Below are 20446 nucleotides of genomic sequence, written 5' to 3' on the forward strand. Positions count from 1 at the left end.
GAAGGACTCAAAGAAATTCATAATTTCCCATTGATAGTTCTTTCAATTCATAAGCTTAACTGTTTTGGGTAAAATTACTTGTTGTAATAAGTAATTTAAATTGGTCAAATAGGAGGATGAATCGTTTTGGATTGTTGAACTTTTGAAAATTAAACAGCTGCTTTTGCAACACAGCTTCTTTGTTACTGTTTTGTTACTGTTTTTTTTGTTGGTTTGGCTCAGTGGCCAGCTGAGTGTGGTTACATCAACGGGGACCTTGAAGCCTTTAATTGAAACATCTAGTCGCTGTCAGACGAGGGCAACAGAAAACCAATTGCAATTAATTGTCTATGCCTCGTCGCAAAAGGTTGCTCGTTCTTTAACACAAAACCTGTGTGACGATCCCGTTGTAGCAAAACAATATGGCGAAGTGATCGCTTTATGGGGTTACCGTACTGCCGATAGCATTGAGTTCATTGGTAAAGGTATTGCTGATTTAATTTTAGCAAAAAACAACATTATGTCAGCCTTCAAAGCTGAATCGACCTATAACTACCAGCCTGTGGTTGGCTTTCCAAGTTATACTGCGTTTTTTATTTCAGCTAAAGAAAAGCCAAAAATTAACAAGCAATACTTTTTGGGGAAACGGATTGGCTTACTTGATTATCCTACAAGCCGATCGGGGCATATACTACCTAAACAAAAGTTTAAAGATTTAGGGATCAACCTTGAAAATTTAAAAATTACTTACGCCAGTTCACATAATGAGCTTAGGGAGTTATTAGCCAATGGACAGGTTGATTTAATAGCCTCTTTTTGGAAGGAAGCAGATCAGGCGCATTTTTCTAAAAATTATATAACTCCAATCAGCGATAATGTAATAGGCACACGTTGGTACTTTAAAATGCAGCATGAGAACACTGATTTGCTGTGCGCTATCCAATCTCAATTAATCCAATTATCTAAGCAGCAAGTGTCGACTTATTTTAATCATGTTGAACCATACTGGCATTGTTTAGCGGGTAAAGCTGAATTCTTAGGAGAGCAACGTGATGAATAATAAGCGCTTGTTTGGCGTGACACTGCTTATTTTTAGTGCGGCGCTATTGACGTTTAAACTCTCTAGTTATCTGCAGCAGGCGCAACATAACGATTTAATAATGGCTGATATTGAAAACCGAATTGCACTAGATTTACCTCGGTTAGACTTATCAAATCGTTTTTTGAAACACTCGGGTAATCATGATGCTATTGTTGGTTATCTACAACGTTTGAATATGCAATTGATACAACAGCCAATTCAAGTTAATACCATCAATGATGTCTCACTGGCATTAACAAATAATGGCCGCGAAAGTCGGATAGAGTATCTTGAAACAAGTGATCAAAAAGTTGCGATTACATTTTTAATTGAGACGCGTTGGTGGCATACAAGCGATATTTATGCCTTTATTGTATTGTTATTATTGGCTTTTTTATTTTCTAAGTGGGCTGAACTTATTAACCGAACATCGCTGAAACACTTAGCATTAAAAGAACAAGTAGAGCAACTTCCACTGATTAATGTGCAAGTGAAACTAGTGATTGATTTGCAAGCCAAAGTTTTGGCTATTAATGATAACGCTGAGATAAAAGCTGGCTTAGCTAACAAACCACTGTGTTTTTACTTGGCTTTAATCGAGTTTTGCGTTGAGAATCCGGACGTGATACTTAATCAAAACAAAGATGTGCCGGATGAGTTAATTGAACTTGCTAATAAGTATTTTTACCGATTAACACAACTTGGCCATACTATTCGTAAACGGCCTAATTTTACTAACAGTCTAGAAAAAACCTTGAGTGAAATTAGGGCTGCATTGGATGAGGTACTTATTGAACACTCACAGCTGAAGGAGAAATATTACCCTCCTAAGGCACATGGTGAAGGCTCTCGGTCACGGTTACATAGTTATGGTTTATCGAATATCAAAGCAGATGATATAGAGGTGATAGGCAAATAACCTTAACCTGGTTAGTAAGTTAGTTCAGAATAAAAACTTCACACTGCTAATACTTAAACTGTGTGAGGTAAGCTCTGATTATTTAGGAGCAAATTCAATGGCTTTGACTGGACTATTTTCAATAAAGAAGCGTTTCAATGCCTGTGCATCTGTTTCGTCAGTGCTGACAAATCCTTTATGATTTATCAGTATCGGGTAGCCGTCACCGCCAGATGCATTGTAGCTATTAATGCTCATGCGATAGGTTTTGTTTTTATCCAGAACTTTGCCGTTGATCATCACTTTAGTCAGCGCATTATCGTTACGCTCGAAGCTTAATTTGTGGTATTGCAAATAAGCACCAGAATCCGGTGGGAAACTAGTTACAGTCTCAAGGTAATCCCAAAGCTCTTGGCCTTGCCAATCAACATACGCGATGCGATTTTTAAAAGGGTGTACTTTTAAAATATCTTTATAACTAACTGCACCTGCAGCAATACTATCACGTACGCCACCGCCACTGATGATACCAAAATCAGCGCCAACAACATTCATTTGTGCTTGCACAATAACGCGCGCTAAGTTGGTTTGTTGATAACGAACTTTATTGCGATCGCCCTCAAGCTTTGCATCAACATAACCAATTTCACCTTCAATTTGTTTTGCACCTTTGGCTTGGTAATCAGCTAAAAATGTTTTTAAGGCAGCGTCTGGTTTGATGTATTCGTTGGCAAGCTCAGGCTTAATTGAACCATCAGCTTGCGTTTTATCAACGTATAAGTTAACTGGCAATAATTTATAATCTAATAAGGTTAATACGCCGTTTTCTTGTTTAAACTCGGCTTTGCCGACATATTTACCCCATTCATGAGCTTGCATTATCCACGTACCATTTTGTTGGTCTGGTTTACATGTCATACCGGGTTTAAAGTTATCGTCATTTTTATTTTCGCTTGCCATGCACACAGGTTCTTGTGAGTGACCGCCGATGATCATATCAAGGGTATGAGCTGGTAAAGAGCGGGCAAGAGTAACATCGCCAGGTGCATTTATACCATAATTCGCATCAACATAATGACCCATATGAGTTACTGCAATCGTGATATCCGGTTGATACTGTGCTTTGATTTTCTCGGCTAAAGCTTGGGTTACTGCAACGGGCTCTTGAAATTCAAGGCCGCCGATATACTGCGGGTTGCCGATTTTAGCGGTATCTGTGGTTGTCAAACCAATAACTGCTATTTTCAGCCCTTGCTTGTTAAAAATCTTATAGGATTCGAAGGCATTTTTACCGGTTTTTTTATCAATTATATTAGCCGAAAGAAGCGGGAAATTTGCCCACTGCTGCTGTTGTTTTAAAACACTCAGTGGATTATCAAATTCATGATTACCAATCGCCATCGCATCGTAACCAATTAATGACATTCCTTTAAAATCAGGCTCTGCAAATTGCAGGTCTGATTCTGGAATGCCTGTATTTATATCACCACCAGATAGAAGTAGCACTGCGTGACCTTGTTGCTGCGCATTAGCACGTAACTGGTCTATTAAGGTTTTACGTGCAGCCATACCGTATTCACCTTTTTCGTTATGCCAAAAACGGCCATGATTATCATTGGTATGTAAAATGGTGAGATAGTGAATATCTGCTGTGTCAGCTTGTTGAACGGAGGTTTGATGATTACTACATGCAGTAATGCTTAGTAATAGGAAAAATGAAAGTAATATGCGCATAATATGACCCGTGTTGTCAGTGTTGTGCTATTTATTAAGCGCATAGTTTAAACTAGTTTTATTGCAAAATAACGTAATTATTCTATTTTAATGTCATCTTGGAAATTTAACTTTCCAGTTGCCGCTAATTGACGTCGCTGTAACTCTTGTTCTGCTAATGCTGATTTTTCATGGTTATTACCCACCATCCAGTTTAAAAAGCTTGCCGGTAACTTAGTGTACGCCTCTCCTTGGTGTAAACCAAAATCACAGATGTGTTGCTCTTCATACGACATAGTTGTTAATCCTGTTGTGTGTGTTTTATTGTTATAAATAATACTAACAAAATAAACTCGGCTATTAAGACGATTTCGTTTTAAACAAAATTTATTTATAACGTGAGTGAATAACAACACATTGTAACCACATGTAATTTAAATGTAATCAATTCGGTTTGATTTGTTTAAAGGTACGTTTTGCTATCGTAATCTCCACAAGAGTTCTTTACTATTTGCATTAAATTCACATAACCACAACATTCTTCAGGATAAATATAATAATGAAAAAACTATTACTATGCGGTTTGTTAACCGCAACCTCATTTGCAAGCCATGCAACTGTAGTTGAAATGCAAACTTCACAAGGTGCTATTAAGGTTGATTTGTTTGATCAACAGACCCCCAAAACGGTCGAGAACTTTTTAAGTTATATACAAAGTGATGCGTACAATCAAACCGTGATCCACCGTTCAATCAAGGATTTTATTATTCAAGGTGGAGGCTTTACTTTTACCGATGATTTTAAAGCGATCACAACGTCACCAGCTGTTGTGAATGAGCCAGAATTATCGAATGTAAAAGGCACGATTGCCATGGCTAAATTAAGCAATAATGCGAATAGTGCCACAAGTCAATGGTTTTTTAATCTCAAAGATAATAGCGCAAACTTAGATAAGCAAAATGGCGGTTTTACCGTATTTGGTCAGATTACAGCAGATAGTTATGCTGTGCTTGATAAGATCTCTGCGTTAGTGCATTGCGGTGAAATACCGGTAGTTAATCTAACTAAAGACCAATGTGCAAGTGCAGATACCACGTTGACTATTGCTAATTTAGTGTCGATCAATAGTGTTCTGGTACTTGATGATGATCCAAATTCGTCAGTAAATTTATCTCCAAAAGAAAATACGCTAATTGACGATCCGACTCCAACTCAGCCTGATGATGGGGATAGCTCAAGTGGTAGTATGAGCTGGTTACTACCATTATTATTGCTTGGCTTTAAACGCCGCCGCGCAGCTTAAAGGTATATACTTGCTATCGGGTTATGTGTCCCGATAGCAAACGTAACGCTTTAGAGTGCAAATACCCGCATTACTAATAACACCCACATAGTTAAAACCAGTAAACAGCCAAGCAAAAAGCTATAATAGCGAGGTTTTACGCTATTGCTGCCTAAATGAATAATACTGTGAATGACGCGCGAAATCACAAAACCCCAGGCTAAAGTAATAAATACATAACCCGCTGCATTGAGCTGTAAAGCAGCTAAACAGGCTACAAAAAATAGCACTGGTATTTCAAACTGATTAATAAAGTTTCTACCGGCAATATATACATCATCACCCGCATTATTTAATTGCATAGTGGCAAAATCTTGCATAGTAATCGTTTTGTTACGCGCCGCACTAAAACGGCGGCGGCCCATGACTACCATTACCGTAAAAGTGAGTAGTACCTGAGAAAACATCGCGAGTAATACATATTTTTCCATTAAGAGTCTCATTTGATAAATAACGTAACTTTAAGCCTAGCAGTTTGTCTTTATAATTCACAATGTGTTACAAAGTATTTAGAAAAATGATTGCAAGCTTTTTGAATTTTACCGATCATTCAAACAACAAATAAGTATGGATCACATTCTCAATATGAAAAAAATAATTACTTTAAGCGCTATTGCTTTAGCAGTATTAAGTGGCTGCGGGACTACCACCACAGCGGTACAGCAGCAAACGTCATTACTTTCAGATACGCTGGTAATAAGTCCCAACGATACTCGTCAATATAAAACCCTTAAACTTGCGAATGAGATTGAAGTAATTTTAGTGTCGGATCCAACTGCTGAAAAATCAGCAGCTTCATTGAGTGTGGGTGTTGGTTTATTACATGATCCAATTAGCCAGCAGGGAATGGCGCATTATTTAGAGCACATGCTATTTTTAGGCACAGATCGTTACCCAGATACCAAGGGTTACTCTGATTTTATGACTAAAAACGGCGGCGCCCACAATGCTTATACATGGTTAGATATTACTAATTACATGTTTGAAGTAAATAACGATGCTTACGATGAAGCATTGGATCGTTTTGCTGACTTTTTTAAATCCCCTAAGCTTTACCCAGAATACACCGATAAAGAAAAAAACGCAGTAAACGCCGAATGGTCAATGCGTCGCGAGATGGATTTTTTTGGTCAGTTTAAGCTTGCCCGACAAATGATGGGCGATCATCCAGCTAATCGTTTTTTAATCGGTAATCTTGAAACATTAGGTGATAAAGACGGTAGCTCTTTACATAAAGAAACCGTTGATTTTTATAATAAATACTACTCTTCTAACATTATGAAAGTAGCAATGATTTCAAATCTACCACTTGCGGAAATGGAAGCGAAAGCACAAAAATACTTCGCTGATATTGAAGATAAAAAGATCGACAAACCAACTGTTACCACAAAGCTAGATTTTGATAACGTAGGTGGAAAACGCGTTCACTACGCGCCAAATGAAGACGTAAAAGAGTTACAACTTGATTTTACTATTACCGATAACAGCAATGAGTTTGCCGTTAAACCTAACCGTTTTGTAGCATACTTATTAAGCAATGAAATGCAAGGTAGCCCGGCGCAAATTTTGCGTGATAAAGGCTGGGTTTCACAACTTTCAGCCGGGGCAGCGCCAACCCAATATGGTAATTACGGTGCGCTGACGGTTAATGTGCAATTAACAGACGAAGGCATGAAAAACCGTGAAACGATCGTTGCAACAATAATGCAATATATTGATTTGATCAAAAAAGAAGGTGTAGATAGTAAATACTTTAATGAAATTCGCACTTCACTTAATAATGAATTTCAATTTTTAGAAAAAGGCGATGAATTTGGCTATGTCAGTAATTTAACTGGTAGCATGCAAGATTATCCACTAAACCACGTTATTAATGCGCCTTTCTATTATGCTAAGTTTGATGCAGCTGCGATCAACAACGTACTTGCGCAACTCAATGCTGATACTCTGCGTATTTGGTATACCTCACAGCAAGAAGAAACCGATTCGCAATTGCATTTTTACGATGGTAAATACCGCATTGAAGATATCAGTGATGCTGAAATTGCCAGCTGGAGTAAGCCTAGTCAGTTTGCCTTAGCATTACCCACGGTAAACCGTTTATTACCAGAGAGTTTTGCGATTAAAACAGCACAATTTGCAGAGCAAAAACACCCTAAGCTGGTATATGATAAAAATGGCGTAAAAGTATGGCGTCAAGCGAGTCAAAACTTTGCCGAGCAACCGAAAGGTTTGGTCGAAGTTTACTTAAATACCCCAGATGCTTTGACGGATATCAAAGCTAAAGTACTTTATTCAGTATGGTCTGACTTATTTAACTTACAACAAAGCAAGCTAAGTACCGAAGCTGCCGTGGCAGGTATGAGTGTTGGCCTTGAAGCAAGTAACGGACTTATCCTTTCAATGAGTGGTTTTACCGATAAACAAAATGTTTTACTCGCGCAAGCACTGACAAATATTGATGTGCAAGTAACTGAGCAAGGTTTTGCTCAAGCGCTTGATCGTTACCAACGTGATTTATTAAACGCCCAAAAACAATTCCCATATTATCAAGCGTTTGGTGAGTATTCTAAATTAATACGAACTGGCAGCTTTGACACCGATGCACTGATCAATACGGCAAAAGCATTAACCATTGCAGATTTTGAGCAGCTTAAACAGCATACCTTCGCTAATAACGAAATGCGGGTGTTTACTTATGGTAACTATAACCAAACAGATGTTGAAGCGATAGCTAAAGAGTTAACGGCAGTTTTACCAGCGGCGCATATAAGCACTGAATTTGCGCGCAGTAAAGCGTGGTTACCGCAACCAGGCGAAACGATTGTATTGCAAAAAGATATTGATGTGGCTGATGTAGCTATCATTGATATGACTGTACACCCGATTGCAGGCTATAAGCAAAAAGCGCAAGCGCAAGTCTTACAAGGTCACTTTAGCACCGTCGCGTTTGACAAGTTACGTACTGAAGAGCAATTAGCGTATGCGGTTGGTGGTTTAGCAAGGCCGATTGAAGATTACTCAGCGATTGGCTTGTTTATTCAAACCCCAGTAAAAGATGTAAAAACCATGCAAGCGCGTTTTGAAGAGTTCAAAATGCAATATGCAGTAGAGCTTGATAACATGAGCGAAGAAACCTTCGAGCAGCTTAAAAATGCCGTATTAGTGTCGCTTAAACAGCAGCCTAAAAATCTTAGCGATGAAATGGGCCCACTGATTGGCGATTGGTATCGTGAAAACTTTGATTTTGATTCAAAGGATAAGTTAATCGCTGAAGTTGAAAAAGTCACGCTTGCTGATATCAAAGACTACTACCAGCAAACTATGTTAAACCCACAAGCTGCGCGTTTAAACGTACAGCTTCGTGGTAGCAAATTTGCCGACAAACCGTTTGCAGATTTACCAAAACAAACATTGGTAACAGACTTACAAGCGCACTTTAATGGCATTAAATTGCAAAAGTAATTTAGCACATTGAAGCGTTGAAAAAGATTAAAGCCCAAGCGATTTGCTTGGGCTTTTTTATGAATCATTATCTTTTAAATAATTTACAAAATGTATGTACAGTGTAACTATATAAAAAAGGAACAGCTCAAACCGCTAGGATTTTGATGAATAAGATAGTGTGCATATTGCTACTGCTAAGCCCTTTTTATAGCTTAGCCAACTCATTTGCTGATGATTTTGTAAACGCTGCAAATGATAGAACAACACAAAGCGTGCGCTATGACGGCGCTTATCACCGTATTGCCTATCCAAATGGCGATGTACCTGCCAATATTGGCGTATGCACAGATGTGATTATTCGCAGCTACCGAGCACTGGGTATCGATTTACAAAAGTTAGTTCATGAAGATATGCGCGATAATTTTTCAGTCTACCCATCAACAAGAATATGGGGGCTTACTAAACCCGATAGTAATATTGATCATCGTCGCGTGCCTAATTTACAGGCTTTTTTTAAACGCCACGGTACAGTACTGCCCATAACTAATAATGCTCAGACCTATAAAGCAGGCGATATTGTCACGTGGATGCTGCCGGGCAATTTGCCGCATATCGGTATCGTGGTAGATACATACACTGCAGATAACAAAACCCCATTAATAGTGCATAACATAGGCGCAGGGCCGCAACTTGAGGATGTACTGTTTCGTTATAAGATCACCGGCCATTATCGGTATGAGCCAGCCGTTAATTGATTGCGGGTATCTGGAAACATTCAGAAAAGCCGGCATGGTTAGCTAAAAAGCCGAAGTGGCAGGGCAAAATTTACTCAGCACAGATAAACAAAGTAAAAATACTTGAGTTAACGAAATAGCCTAATTTTACGACTCTTTAAGGAGCGTTAAATGAATCAGAGTGTTAAACAAAAATTTACGACGTACCCTGAAAATATCGCGGTTGTATTACATGAGATCAGAAGTCTGATTTTGCAGGTAGCTGTGCAGGATGGCATCACTGAACTTGAAGAAACACTCAAGTGGGGAGAGCCGAGTTATATTTCAAAAATAGGCACTACCATTCGTTTTGATCACAAACCAAAATCAGCTGAGCAATTTTGTATTTACTTTAACTGTAAAACTAAACTTATTGAAACCTTCAAAGAGCTTTATGGTGATACGTTTAGCTATGAAGGTAACCGTGCTTTGGTGTTTAAGCTTAATCAAACCGTGCCAGTTAAAGAGTTAGCCCATTGTATATCGTTGGCTTTGCGCTATAAAAAAATAAAGCACCTGCCATTGCTAGGTGCTTAAATTTAAGAAGTTATTGTCCGACAGAAAGAGTAACAGCGCGATATAAAATCCCGCCTACGCAAATCTCGCGCTGACAATAGTTATTTGGCTCTTGCAGCGCGAGCCCCATGCAGTTTTTTATAGCTGTCGATCAAACGCTGATGACGATCTAACCCTTCAAGTTGCATATTGGTTGGAGTTAAACCGTAGAACATCACATCACCATTGATAGAGCCGACTACTGCATCCATTACTTCTTGGCCAAACATGCGGGTGAAGCTGTGAATGTAGTCTTCAATTTCTAAGTCATCATTTAGCGCAACTTCTAAAGTCGCGTGCATTGCTTGATAGAACAACCCGCGTTCAACGGTGTTATCGTTAAATTGCAAGAAGGTTTCAACCAGTTCCATCGTCGCTTCTAAGTCACCCAGTGCTAAGTAAATTAACAGCTTAAGTTCAAGTATCGTTAACTGACCCCAAACGGTATTTTCGTCAAACTCAACACCAATTAGGGTAATAATGTCGATGTAGTTATCAAGCTGGCTGTCTTCTAGGCGCTCAACTAAATCGGCAAGCTGATCTTCATCTAAGCTGTGCAGATTTAAAATGTCTTCACGGTACTTAAGGGCTTTGTTGGTGTTATCCCAAATTAAGTCTTCTACTGGGTAAACTTCAGAGTAATCAGGCACTAAAATACGACACGCTGTGCCTAGGTCTGAAAACTCAGCAATGTAAGCTTCTTTACCTAAGTCTTTTAAAATACCGAACAAGCTTGCGGTTTCTTCTTCGTTAGTGCCGGAGAAATCCCATTCAACAAAGTCATAATCGTGCTTCGCACTGAAAAAGCGCCATGAAATTTTACCTGTTGAGTCAATAAAGTGCTCAACAAAGTTTTCAGGCTCTGATACGGCCATGCTGTTAAAGGTGGGTTTTGGTACGTCATTTAAGCCTTCAAAGCTGCGACCTTGTAATAGCTCAGTTAAGCTGCGCTCAAGGGCGACTTCAAAGCTTGGGTGTGCACCAAATGAAGCAAATACGCCACCGGTTTTTGGGTTCATTAAGGTAACGCACATCACTGGAAACTGTCCGCCAAGGGAGGCATCTTTTACCACAACTGGAAAGCCTTGCTCTTCTAAGCCTTTAATACCAGCAACAATACCTGGATATTTAGCAAGTACTTCTTCCGGTAAATCAGGCAGTACAATTTCTTGTTCGATAATTTGGCGTTTAACCGCGCGCTCAAAAATCTCAGATAAACATTGTACTTTGGCTTCTGCAAAGTTATTACCGGCACTCATACCGTTACTTAAAAATAAGTTTTCAATTAAGTTTGATGGAAAGTATACGGTTTCGCCGTCAGATTGACGCACATACGGGATAGAGCAAATACCGCGCTCAATATTACCTGAGTTTGTGTCGATAAGGTGCGAGCCGCACAGTTCATCTTCAGGGTTGTAAATGCTCAAGGTATAGTCGTCTAAAATACCTTCTGGTAGTGAGTCATCATCAGTGAGCTGAAACCATTTTTCGTTCGGGTAATGAACAAATTCGCTGTTGGCAATTTCTTCACCAAGGAACTGGTCATTGTAAAAAAAGTTACAGTTTAAACGTTCAATAAACTCGCCAAGGGCTGAACATAATGCGCTTTCTTTGCTGGCGCCTTTACCATTGGTAAAACACATCGGTGATGCAGCATCACGAATATGCAATGACCAGACGTTTGGTACAATATTACGCCATGATGAAATTTCAATCTTCATGCCTAAGTCAGCCAAAATCGCAGTCATATCAGCAATGGTTTGCTCAAGCGGTAAATCTTTACCTAAAATAAAGGTGTTTTCGCTGCCTGCTGATTTTGCCATTAACATGGCTTGCGCGTCGTTATCTAAGCTCTCTACGGCATCAATTTTAAATTCAGGTATGGTTTGAATAACACGCTTTACGGTACAACGATCAATAGAGCGTAAAATGCCGGTGCGGTCTTTTTCAGAAATACTTTCAGGGAGTTCAACCTGGATTTGGAAGATTTGGTTATAACGATCTTCAGGATCAACAATGTTGTTTTGCGCAACACGAATACCGTCAGTCGAGATATCACGGGCATTACAATACACTTTAATAAAGTACGCAGCACATAAAGCCGAAGATGCTAAAAAGTAGTCAAATGGACTTGGCGCAGAGCCATCGCCTTTGTAACGGATTGGTTGATCCGCAATGACTGAGAAATCGTCAAACTTAGCTTCTAATCTAAGATTATCGAGAAAATTAACTTTAATTTCCATTGAGTTGGTCCACCTTCATGCGCACTAATAAGTAAGGCTTGCAGGTGTTTGCGCCAGACTTAGTCAGTGTATTTTCATTTAGCTGCAATTATCCGCTTTTTAGGGGAGCAGATACAAGTAATAGTCGTGGTTAATTGGAAAAGAGTAATGCTCGCGAGGGTAAAGTTAGCAAGGTTAAAGGCCAAAGTTGTTAGTGTGTTTGAATTTACTCAAGAGAGTACTTTACATTAGACTGATACAGAATTAGACAAATTGCATGGTGCGCATGAGATGCAAGAACCCCAGCGGCCATCTCGTTCAGCTATCAGTGAATAGCGCTATGTCACCTTGCTAGTTTTGACACTTGGTATTATAATTAACGACAATTGTCGCTGGAGGTGTTTATGGAAACTTTAAAGTTTGATTTTATAAAAGTAGTGAGTGGTGGGTTAATCACTAACAACTCTAATGCATTAGAAGAAATTACTGTTGCTACTACAGGCTTGAAAGCTTCGTCCATTTTCCTTCTTAGTAAATCGCTTGGATGGGAACAAAAACTAATAGCTAAGACTATTGGTACTACTACGCGGACATTGGAGCGACATGTAAAAGAGCGCAAACGTTTAGGTATTAACTTAAGTCAAAATGCATTGGAAGTTGCACGTTTGTCGTCTATAGGTATTTCATACTTTGGTGATGTAAAACGTTGGAATGAGTGGTTGAACACCGCTCATACGCAGTTCGATGGCAATGCGCCAAAAGAATTTTTGCATACCATTCGCGGCCGTGAGTTAATTAAGCGAATTATTTATGGGCTAGAGTATGGATTCACTGCTTGATGATTTGTTATAGAATTGCCCCAACTGAACATAACAATTCAAATAACGCGCTATCAGGCCTAGGTGGGCTTTATGCAGAAGGTAGATGGCACATGGCTGGTAAACCTGTTGTTTACACAGCAAGTAGCCGTTCACTTGCAATGCTTGAGAGGTTAGTGAACGACTCTACGGATATACTTAACAAGCAGCTATCAGTCACATCTATATTGATACCTGATAAACTGAAAATTAAACGCTTGGTTGTATCTGATCTACCAAGTGACTGGGATGATCACCCTTATATATTAAAAACCCAAATAGTGGGTAGCGACTGGTTAACGAGTATGGGAGAAGCTGTACTGCAAGTTCCTTCATCTGTTTGTTCAGATGAGTATAATTTTATAATAAATCCCGCACATACTGATGCGCATGAAATAAAATGCGTTGAATGCCAACCATTTAGTTACCCTAAAAGATTAGCTTTAAAGCTTTAGTGATTTAGTAAGTGGCTGATTCGACCACTTACTATCAGCTTGAAAATATATTTTCAACCACTTAGGCATGTTTTTAGAGCCTATTTTCATTGCTTCCAATAAGTGCTATTTATACAAAACAGTTCAGACTGTAAGCAAGAATCGCTATTCACTAATTGTACTGGGTTTAATTTCTTAAACTTTGTGTCTGCCACAATTTAACAGAGCGTAGCGAAAACCTCGGGTGCTTGATTGCAGACCGGGAGGGGAGTGTTCAAAAATCAGTTAGTCGAATTAGATAATAAAGAAAAGCACAGTGCTTAGTTAGGACTCCTTTAAACGGGGGGGCGCTTGCGGGCGATTCTTTAATCTATTGATTTGATAGATAGAATAACTTAACCTATCTCATCTTAAATTTATTTAATAATCTAGGCGACAATAAGCACTCATGAAACAATTCTTTGTTAAAACACTGTCGGTCATTTGTAGTCTTTTATTTCTAATTATTAGTATTCTATTGATTTTCGGAATACTCACTCGTAGCGACGAGAGCTTAAATCTTTTTTTGTATATCCCATTCATATTTGCTCCGTACCTGTATGTTGTAGTTCGAGCATGGGAAGATAATATTTTAAAAAATCAGCATTTGATCATACGATTCATCATTCTCTGCTCGGTATTACTATTGATATTTCCTAGTGTGTTTGGTTACTTCTTATCAACAAGAGTTTATAAAATAACCTCTATTTTCTATTATACTAGTTCTACCTCTACTGCTGAAGTAGCGGTGTGTGAGCTTATAGGTTTGTTATTACTTCATTCGTTATTAACTTATTATACGAAAAAGCGAATAATACCAAATATATAAATTTAGTGAACAATTTGTTAGCGTGTATAAATTTTCAATAACAAGGTGCGTGATTGACTATGACATAGGGCCCGTAGTGGAATATTACAGGAGTAATTATTGAGTAATAGTTGGCTTATTATTTTGATTGAAAGCAACGTAGCTATTAGATAGTTAGGTCGCCTTAAAATGAACTTTCATTTAATGCAGTTGGCGCAAAGCCTACGTTAACAGACACTTTACTAAACGTTGTGTCATCGACGACATAATAGGTAGAAAGTAGAAGGCAAAGATAAGTAAAGAGATAAGTAACTTTCAGATTTTATCTCTGCTTATTTATCTAGGAGTATGCCAAGCCAATAAAGACATTGTTAAAGCCGCCCCCTAATCCCATATCACTCTAATTAATGGTATTCTTAACTTTATTTTTCTATTTTTCTATTTTTTTCTTTTTTCACAATAGAAAGTGCCGAGATTAATCACCAAAGGAATTACCAAACCGACCAAAAAAGCAATTAACAATATGATTGACAAGTTGGTGTAATAGATAATGGAAGGCCACCCTCTTTGGCTTTTTTTATAAGTTAGAGGCCAACCATGGTTGATAACTATTTTGGTAGTGAGAGTTTCAAGGCTGTACCCCGTTTTTATGCTTGATTTTTCTTCATGTGAAAGCATTATGGATGCTACTATTATAAAAATAAATAAGAGCTGGATAAACAAGCTTTTGGATGGATAAATAGTCTTGAGCATAATGATTATGGCTTTTTTAGATGGCTAAGGATATATGCGTTCAGTATAAAGAGGGCGTTCCTATTTTACAACTCATGCATACCAGCGTGAAAAACGCTTAGAAAGTACAATCACAGGCAAACAATCTAAAAGATCTTACGTTTTGCAGGCATTTCACGCCAAAATAGTTGTTAGCTTAAAAATCCGGCCACTTAGTAAAAAGTTAAATAGTATCAGTCAGTTATTTTTTTTCGAATAATTTGACTTTAATAGGGATAATGACCCATTTAATAGCTGAAATTAAAGTACCAAGTACCAAGTAGCAATAGAAATGTTTTGAGCCTAAAAAGTAAATTTAGTTGTACAGTTTTGTTTGCTCAATTAAAGTGGCTGTATAGTTAAATGGGTTTGTTTTTAACCTTCACCTCGCTAACTTTTTCCTGCACCTAATTCTCCTAAGCTATCACAGCTGCATTAAAAGCTAGTAATTAACTACACTAAAAGCTAATTTTCAACTTCAGCAAAAACTAGCTGTGTTAACATGAATCAAGTGTCAGTAAAGCTTACACATTCTCTAGAGCGATTAAAGCTATTGCAAGATAGTGGCATTATTGCTGTGCAATCGAAAATGCTTGAGCGCACCGATAGAGAGCGCTTGACTAAGCATGGCTTCATTAAAGAGGTAATGCGAGGTTGGTATATTCCTTCAAGCCCAGATGAACAGCAAGGCGATGTAACGCTTGCTATACGTCCTTTTGTGTGGCATATATGGAAGCTTTAGAAATGGCAAGTGTAGAGCAAAATATTACTCCTTTTACAAAATTTCTAGCTTCGTTATTATATCCGATTCTTTCCTTGATAAAAAATTAGCGCGGGTATTTATTTCCCGCGCTGAAAAGCTAGACCATTTTTAACCTTTGTCGTTATGCTATCACTAAAAACCCGACAAATGCACAGGCTGCTGCGATGAGTGTATAGGGCAATTGAGTAATTGCGTGACTCATTAAGTTACAGCCTGAACCTTGTGCTGCAAGGACAGTTGAATCTGAGTAAAAACATGCTTGGCTACCAAATGATGAGGCAGATAACAGCGCACCAATCACCAGCGGTATATTTGCATCAACCGCGACTGCCAGAGGCATCACAATAGGAATTGTTACCGCAAAAATACCCCAGCTTGAGCCTGTAGCAAACGCCAAAATTGCCATTGCTAAAAACACCACTGCAGGTAAATAGCCTGCGGTCATGAATGGGCTTAAGGAATCAATTACAAACTGTGGTAATAGTAGTTGGTCGCACACATCTTTAAAAATAAATGCGGCGATCACAGTTCCTATTGCTGGCAACATGCTTTTAAAACCATCGAGCATTTTTTCAATCATTTCGGCAAATGGCATTAGCTTTTGCAGCATATAAAATGGCAGCGTCACGGCGAATGTCGCTAATAACCCTTTGTATACATCAATGTCAAAATACACAGTGAACGCAACGAGCAATAATATAGGCAGTAAAAAGTTGTACAGTTTGCCGTGGCTGTCTGCGCTTTCAAAGCTTTCTTCAACGGCTTTTACTGCGTATTCATCGGCAGTTTGCACTTCGTTGTACTGTGCAGGATCTACTTGCGGTTGTTCTTGCATCGCCTGTAATTGGGCTTTTTTCATCGGCCCAAATAAAGGGATAACACCAAGTACCACTAATGGCACAAGTAACACGGCAAACCATGCATACAGCATATAGGGTATTGCTTGAATATACACAGCAATACCTTGGCCTTCGACGGCTATGTTGTTATCAACCAACAAGCCGCCAAAAAACACCGCCCAGGTAGACAGCGGCACTAATACACAGATTGGCGCTGCGGTAGAGTCGACCACGTAGGCAAGCATTTCACGGCTGATTTTAAATTTATCAGTAATGCGTTTCATGGTTTCACCCACGGTAAGCGCATTGAGGTAATCGTCGATAAAAATCACGATACCGAGCAAAAAGGTCATGATCAACGATGAGCGTGGGCCTTTACAAAAGCGCAGCGCAAAACTACCAAATGCTGCTGCACCACCGGTGCGCACGAGCAATGCGATTAACGCACCAAAGCCACCACACACTAGAATAAGCCAGCCGATTGTTTCATCTACCATTACTTTTAACGATGCCGCAGCAAAGTTGCTAAGCATTTCAACAGGATTTAGCATAGCAAGGCCAACAAGGGCACCGATCAGCAAAGATAAAATAGGACGACGTAGCACGATCGCCAAAACCACCACTACAACTGGCGGCACAAGACTTAACGCAGAAGGTTCGAGCATTTAAGTATTCACAAAATAAAAAGCATTTGAGTAATTGGCTCAAACTGCTTAACAAAAACAAAGAATGTTAGCCCAACGGCTGATATTCCAAGTCACTGCTTTTGCACGCAGAAGTCACTGTTAGGTTTCGCGGTGGGTTTAGCACAATTGCGACACAGTAAAATGCGTTGGCTTGGCGCCAGACGGTGCAGGGGATGCATGCCGCTATTGTTATGCCGATAAAAACATCAGCGGGAAAATAATCTGCAATTGCGTTCGAGTCAATAAAAACTTTTAATTTAGTTAAAAATTCTTAATAGATGAATATTAATGCTTGCATTGTTTAGGTGAAACACCAAATTTTTGCTTAAACAAACGGCTAAAATGACTGGGATTGGTAAAGCCAAGATCGTAGCAAACTTGGCTTATTTGTTGTCCTGATTGTAGAAGTTGGCGAGATTTCTTTAATCTTAGCTGTTGTTGCCACATGGCCGGAGTTTGCCCAAAGGCGAGCTTGAATTGCTGGTAAAATTTACTACGGCTCATGCAGGCTATTTTACATAAAGTATCGATATCTAAAGTTTGATTAAGATGTTCTTTAATAAAATGCAGGGCATCGGTTAATGGGCATGCAATAGTTTGTTGGCAATTGGCGAGCATTAAATCGCGGCTTTGTTGTTGTAATAATCGAGTGATTAACTCATTTACTGATAGATCAATTAGATAATGACGATCTTGCTCGTTTTCGCTAAATAACCCAATCATCCGTTCAAGTAATTGTTGGGTGTGTTGATTGTGTTGGGTATGCACCAGCTTTGGAATGTAATGAAAAAAATCATCGCTGCTTATTTGCTGCTGCATATTTAGCGCGTCAGCTACTTGGCTGATTTTATCGCGGCTAATTTCGATAGCCAAACAGGTGGTAGGTTGCTGCATTGATGCTTCTGGGAAGTCGATTAAAACCCCTTGTTCGGGTGCTAATACAAATGATTGCTGGGGTAAAAACTCTTCATGGTAGTTACTGTCGGCAACGTGCATCACTTTTTTACCGCTGATCATGCCGCAAAACAGCAGTTCGCTGGAATGCAGTGCTACTTTTTGTGCGTCTTGGTAGGTGTCGTAAATGCTCAGCTCGGCGTTGTCTGAGGCAAAAGTAATTTTATTTTCGATCAGTACATCAACCGCTTGGCGCTTTTTAGTCAGTTTTTCAGTCAATAACGTGGTATTCATTTTATTTCCTTTAAACACGACCAACAGAGTTTGGACGCACAGACATGTTTTTTGGACAGCTAATCAAGTTTTTATGCTTCTTATAAGCTAATGTCAACAGGTGACGGATAAATAAACAACAATCTCCCGTCAAACTTAGTCAATTTGATTAAATTTAAAAAGCAACATTTTGAATAAAGGACACACACAATGATCTATGCAAATCCTGGCAGCGACGGCGCACTTATTAACTTTAAATCCCAGTACGGTAATTACATTGGCGGACAGTGGGTCGAGCCTGTAAATGGTCAGTACTTTGATAATATTAGCCCCGTTAATGGTAAAGTATTTTGTAAAGTACCACGCTCTGATAAAGCGGATATTGAACTTGCCCTTGATAAAGCCCACGCTGCAAAAGCTGCTTGGGGTACAACTTCAGTAACGGCTCGTAGCAATATATTATTAAAAATAGCTGATCGGATAGAGCAAAACCTTGAGCTTCTTGCAGTTGCCGAAACGTGGGATAACGGTAAAGCCATTCGCGAAACATTGGCGGCAGATATCCCACTGGCGGCAGATCATTTTCGTTATTTTGCCGGTTGTATTCGCGCCCAAGAGGGCAGTATTGGCGAGATAGACGAAACCACAGTCGCGTATCATTTTCATGAGCCACTGGGCGTTGTTGGACAAATCATTCCGTGGAACTTCCCAATTCTAATGGCCGCATGGAAACTTGCACCAGCGCTTGCCGCAGGTAACTGTGTGATACTCAAACCGGCTGAACAAACACCAGTATCTATTTTAGTGTTGATGGAAATCATTGGTGATTTATTGCCTGCAGGCGTGCTTAATGTAGTAAATGGCTACGGTAAAGAAGCGGGCGAAGCGCTGGCAACCAGCACGCGTATAGCTAAAATTGCTTTTACCGGCTCAACCCCTGTTGGTTCACACATTTTAAAATGTGCCGCTGATAACATTATTCCATCAACGGTTGAGCTTGGTGGTAAATCACCGAATATTTTCTTTAACGATGTAATGGAAAAAGACGATTCCTTCCTAAGTAAAGCCATTGAAGGCGCAGTACTTGCGTACTTTAACCAAGGTGAAGTGTGTACTTGCCCATCGCGACTATTTATCCAAGAAGATATTTACGAGCAGTTTATTGAGCGTATTTTAGAGCGCACATTAAAAATTAAACGCGGTAACCCGCTTGATAGTGAAACCATGGTAGGCGCACAAGCGTCTAAAGCACAGTTTGATAAGATTCTCAGCTATATTGAAATTGGCAAAAAAGAAGGCGCACAAGTACTTACTGGCGGCAATGTAGAGCAACTAACAGATGAGCTAAATGGCGGTTATTACATTCAGCCAACGCTGTTAAAAGGCACTAACGATATGCGGGTATTCCAAGAAGAAATTTTTGGCCCGGTGATTTCAATGTCGACCTTTAAAGACGAAGCCGAAGCACTCGAACTGGCTAATAGCTCTGAATTTGGTCTAGGCGCAGGGGTATGGAGCCGCAACATGAACCGTGCTTATCACTTTGGCCGCAAAATAGAAGCAGGCCGTGTATGGACCAACTGTTACCATATGTATCCTGCACACGCTGCGTTTGGTGGTTATAAAAAATCAGGCATCGGCCGCGAAACCCACAAGCTTGCGCTTGACCATTACCAACAAACTAAAAATTTATTAGTAAGCTACAGCGAAGATCCGCTCGGCTTCTTTTAAATAAAGCGGTTAAGCTTAAACAAATAATTTTTATGAGTAATGAAAGCGCTGTATTGTTGCAGCGCTTTTTTACTTTTCTAAAGCACTGCGCTTTATATCCTCAAACACCTGTAATACCTTCCAAAATGACAATTAAAACAACACCAAGTCCTCTTTTTATATTTTTCGTGAAATAGAAGTAACCGATTGAATCAAAATAGGAATTCGACTGTGGTTAATACATCAATAAAAAATAAATTAAAAACGAATTACTCTTCAGGCTCGTTAGGTTTTTATGGAGGCTGGAGTGCAATCTAAGCTGCTAAAAATTAAATCCCAATTCCTTGAAGTCATTTAGATAT

General features: G+C 39.2%; 16 protein-coding genes. 10 read left to right on the forward strand and 6 right to left on the reverse strand.

Going from position 1 to position 20446, the window contains the following annotated elements; translation table 11 throughout:
* Positions 1-142 precede the first annotated feature (142 nt).
* Together H5158_RS04190 and H5158_RS04195 are read left to right on the forward strand one after the other, a co-directional pair.
* Positions 143-1039, forward strand: coding sequence for a PhnD/SsuA/transferrin family substrate-binding protein (locus tag H5158_RS04190; protein ID WP_182739510.1), 897 nt, complete (start codon positions 143-145; stop codon positions 1037-1039).
* Positions 1032-1979: a hypothetical protein gene (locus H5158_RS04195; protein ID WP_182739535.1), complete on the forward strand. Its 948-nt coding sequence runs from the start codon at positions 1032-1034 to the stop codon at positions 1977-1979. Before H5158_RS04190 ends, H5158_RS04195 begins: the two co-directional genes overlap by 8 nt.
* Before the next feature lie 78 nt (positions 1980-2057).
* Here the strand turns inward: H5158_RS04195 and ushA are convergent, their stop codons facing one another.
* Both ushA and H5158_RS04205 read right to left on the reverse strand, forming a co-directional pair.
* Complete coding sequence (ushA, locus tag H5158_RS04200; protein ID WP_182717578.1) at positions 2058-3692, reverse strand: bifunctional UDP-sugar hydrolase/5'-nucleotidase UshA; 1635 nt, start codon at positions 3690-3692, stop codon at positions 2058-2060.
* Positions 3693-3769: 77 nt separating this feature from the next.
* On the reverse strand, positions 3770-3967 hold the full coding sequence (locus tag H5158_RS04205; RefSeq protein WP_145234351.1) for a hypothetical protein: 198 nt from the start codon (positions 3965-3967) through the stop codon (positions 3770-3772).
* Between the two features lie 263 nt (positions 3968-4230).
* Here H5158_RS04205 and H5158_RS04210 point away from each other — a divergent pair, with 263 nt between their 5' ends.
* Complete coding sequence (locus H5158_RS04210) at positions 4231-4974, forward strand: peptidylprolyl isomerase (protein ID WP_182739511.1); 744 nt, start codon at positions 4231-4233, stop codon at positions 4972-4974.
* Positions 4975-5024: 50 nt separating this feature from the next.
* Here H5158_RS04210 and H5158_RS04215 read toward each other — a convergent pair whose 3' ends face one another.
* The gene (locus H5158_RS04215; RefSeq protein WP_182739512.1) at positions 5025-5444 is read right to left on the reverse strand and encodes an MAPEG family protein; all 420 of its coding nucleotides are present in this window, start codon (positions 5442-5444) and stop codon (positions 5025-5027) included.
* Between the two features lie 154 nt (positions 5445-5598).
* Here H5158_RS04215 and H5158_RS04220 point away from each other — a divergent pair, with 154 nt between their 5' ends.
* The 3 genes from H5158_RS04220 to H5158_RS04230 all read left to right on the forward strand — a co-directional run bounded on the left by H5158_RS04220 (position 5599) and on the right by H5158_RS04230 (position 9770).
* Positions 5599-8478 carry an insulinase family protein gene (locus H5158_RS04220; protein WP_182739513.1) on the forward strand — a complete coding sequence of 960 codons (2880 nt, stop codon included), beginning with the start codon at positions 5599-5601 and terminating at the stop codon, positions 8476-8478.
* Positions 8479-8624: 146 nt separating this feature from the next.
* Entirely contained in the window at positions 8625-9215 is a 591-nt protein-coding gene (locus H5158_RS04225; RefSeq protein ID WP_182739514.1) for a DUF1287 domain-containing protein, read from the forward strand.
* Positions 9216-9365: 150 nt separating this feature from the next.
* Positions 9366-9770, forward strand: coding sequence for a DUF1801 domain-containing protein (locus H5158_RS04230; protein WP_182739515.1), 405 nt, complete (start codon positions 9366-9368; stop codon positions 9768-9770).
* An 80-nt stretch (positions 9771-9850) separates the two neighbouring features.
* Here the strand turns inward: H5158_RS04230 and H5158_RS04235 are convergent, their stop codons facing one another.
* Positions 9851-12031 carry an OsmC domain/YcaO domain-containing protein gene (locus H5158_RS04235; protein ID WP_182739516.1) on the reverse strand — a complete coding sequence of 727 codons (2181 nt, stop codon included), beginning with the start codon at positions 12029-12031 and terminating at the stop codon, positions 9851-9853.
* A 383-nt stretch (positions 12032-12414) separates the two neighbouring features.
* On the opposite strand from H5158_RS04235, the gene H5158_RS04240 reads away from it, so the two are divergent.
* The 3 genes from H5158_RS04240 to H5158_RS04250 all read left to right on the forward strand — a co-directional run bounded on the left by H5158_RS04240 (position 12415) and on the right by H5158_RS04250 (position 15661).
* A complete protein-coding gene (locus tag H5158_RS04240) occupies positions 12415-12849 on the forward strand; it encodes an antitoxin Xre/MbcA/ParS toxin-binding domain-containing protein (protein WP_182739517.1) in 435 nt (144 codons plus the stop codon).
* Positions 12849-13322 (forward strand): RES family NAD+ phosphorylase, encoded by a 474-nt coding sequence (locus tag H5158_RS04245; protein ID WP_182739518.1) that lies wholly within the window; start codon positions 12849-12851, stop codon positions 13320-13322. Before H5158_RS04240 ends, H5158_RS04245 begins: the two co-directional genes overlap by 1 nt.
* Before the next feature lie 2099 nt (positions 13323-15421).
* Positions 15422-15661, forward strand: coding sequence for a hypothetical protein (locus H5158_RS04250; protein WP_182717570.1), 240 nt, complete (start codon positions 15422-15424; stop codon positions 15659-15661).
* A gap of 142 nt (positions 15662-15803) precedes the next feature.
* Here the strand turns inward: H5158_RS04250 and H5158_RS04255 are convergent, their stop codons facing one another.
* On the reverse strand, positions 15804-17186 hold the full coding sequence (locus tag H5158_RS04255) for a Na+/H+ antiporter NhaC family protein (protein WP_182717569.1): 1383 nt from the start codon (positions 17184-17186) through the stop codon (positions 15804-15806).
* 306 nt (positions 17187-17492) lie between these two features.
* Positions 17493-18395, reverse strand: a complete 903-nt coding sequence (locus tag H5158_RS04260; RefSeq protein ID WP_182739519.1) for an AraC family transcriptional regulator — start codon at positions 18393-18395, stop codon at positions 17493-17495.
* Positions 18396-18584: 189 nt separating this feature from the next.
* Here H5158_RS04260 and H5158_RS04265 point away from each other — a divergent pair, with 189 nt between their 5' ends.
* Positions 18585-20105, forward strand: coding sequence for an aldehyde dehydrogenase family protein (locus tag H5158_RS04265; RefSeq protein ID WP_145234333.1), 1521 nt, complete (start codon positions 18585-18587; stop codon positions 20103-20105).
* Positions 20106-20446: the final 341 nt, after the last annotated feature.

This window comes from Pseudoalteromonas sp. SR45-6, assembly GCF_014163545.1.
Lineage (GTDB): Bacteria > Pseudomonadota > Gammaproteobacteria > Enterobacterales > Alteromonadaceae > Pseudoalteromonas > Pseudoalteromonas rhizosphaerae.

Bases quoted from the DNA above. Each gene is read 5' to 3' on its own strand.
- H5158_RS04195 (WP_182739535.1), top strand. From the start codon at position 1,032: ATGAATAATAAGCGCTTGTTTGGCGTGACACTGCTTATTTTTAGTGCG.
- ushA (WP_182717578.1), bottom strand. From the start codon at position 3,692: ATGCGCATATTACTTTCATTTTTCCTATTACTAAGCATTACTGCATGT.
- H5158_RS04205 (WP_145234351.1), bottom strand. From the start codon at position 3,967: ATGTCGTATGAAGAGCAACACATCTGTGATTTTGGTTTACACCAAGGA.
- H5158_RS04210 (WP_182739511.1), top strand. From the start codon at position 4,231: ATGAAAAAACTATTACTATGCGGTTTGTTAACCGCAACCTCATTTGCA.
- H5158_RS04215 (WP_182739512.1), bottom strand. From the start codon at position 5,444: ATGGAAAAATATGTATTACTCGCGATGTTTTCTCAGGTACTACTCACT.
- H5158_RS04220 (WP_182739513.1), top strand. From the start codon at position 5,599: ATGAAAAAAATAATTACTTTAAGCGCTATTGCTTTAGCAGTATTAAGT.
- H5158_RS04225 (WP_182739514.1), top strand. From the start codon at position 8,625: ATGAATAAGATAGTGTGCATATTGCTACTGCTAAGCCCTTTTTATAGC.
- H5158_RS04230 (WP_182739515.1), top strand. From the start codon at position 9,366: ATGAATCAGAGTGTTAAACAAAAATTTACGACGTACCCTGAAAATATC.
- H5158_RS04235 (WP_182739516.1), bottom strand. From the start codon at position 12,031: ATGGAAATTAAAGTTAATTTTCTCGATAATCTTAGATTAGAAGCTAAG.
- H5158_RS04240 (WP_182739517.1), top strand. From the start codon at position 12,415: ATGGAAACTTTAAAGTTTGATTTTATAAAAGTAGTGAGTGGTGGGTTA.
- H5158_RS04245 (WP_182739518.1), top strand. From the start codon at position 12,849: ATGATTTGTTATAGAATTGCCCCAACTGAACATAACAATTCAAATAAC.
- H5158_RS04250 (WP_182717570.1), top strand. From the start codon at position 15,422: ATGAATCAAGTGTCAGTAAAGCTTACACATTCTCTAGAGCGATTAAAG.
- H5158_RS04255 (WP_182717569.1), bottom strand. From the start codon at position 17,186: ATGCTCGAACCTTCTGCGTTAAGTCTTGTGCCGCCAGTTGTAGTGGTG.
- H5158_RS04260 (WP_182739519.1), bottom strand. From the start codon at position 18,395: ATGAATACCACGTTATTGACTGAAAAACTGACTAAAAAGCGCCAAGCG.
- H5158_RS04265 (WP_145234333.1), top strand. From the start codon at position 18,585: ATGATCTATGCAAATCCTGGCAGCGACGGCGCACTTATTAACTTTAAA.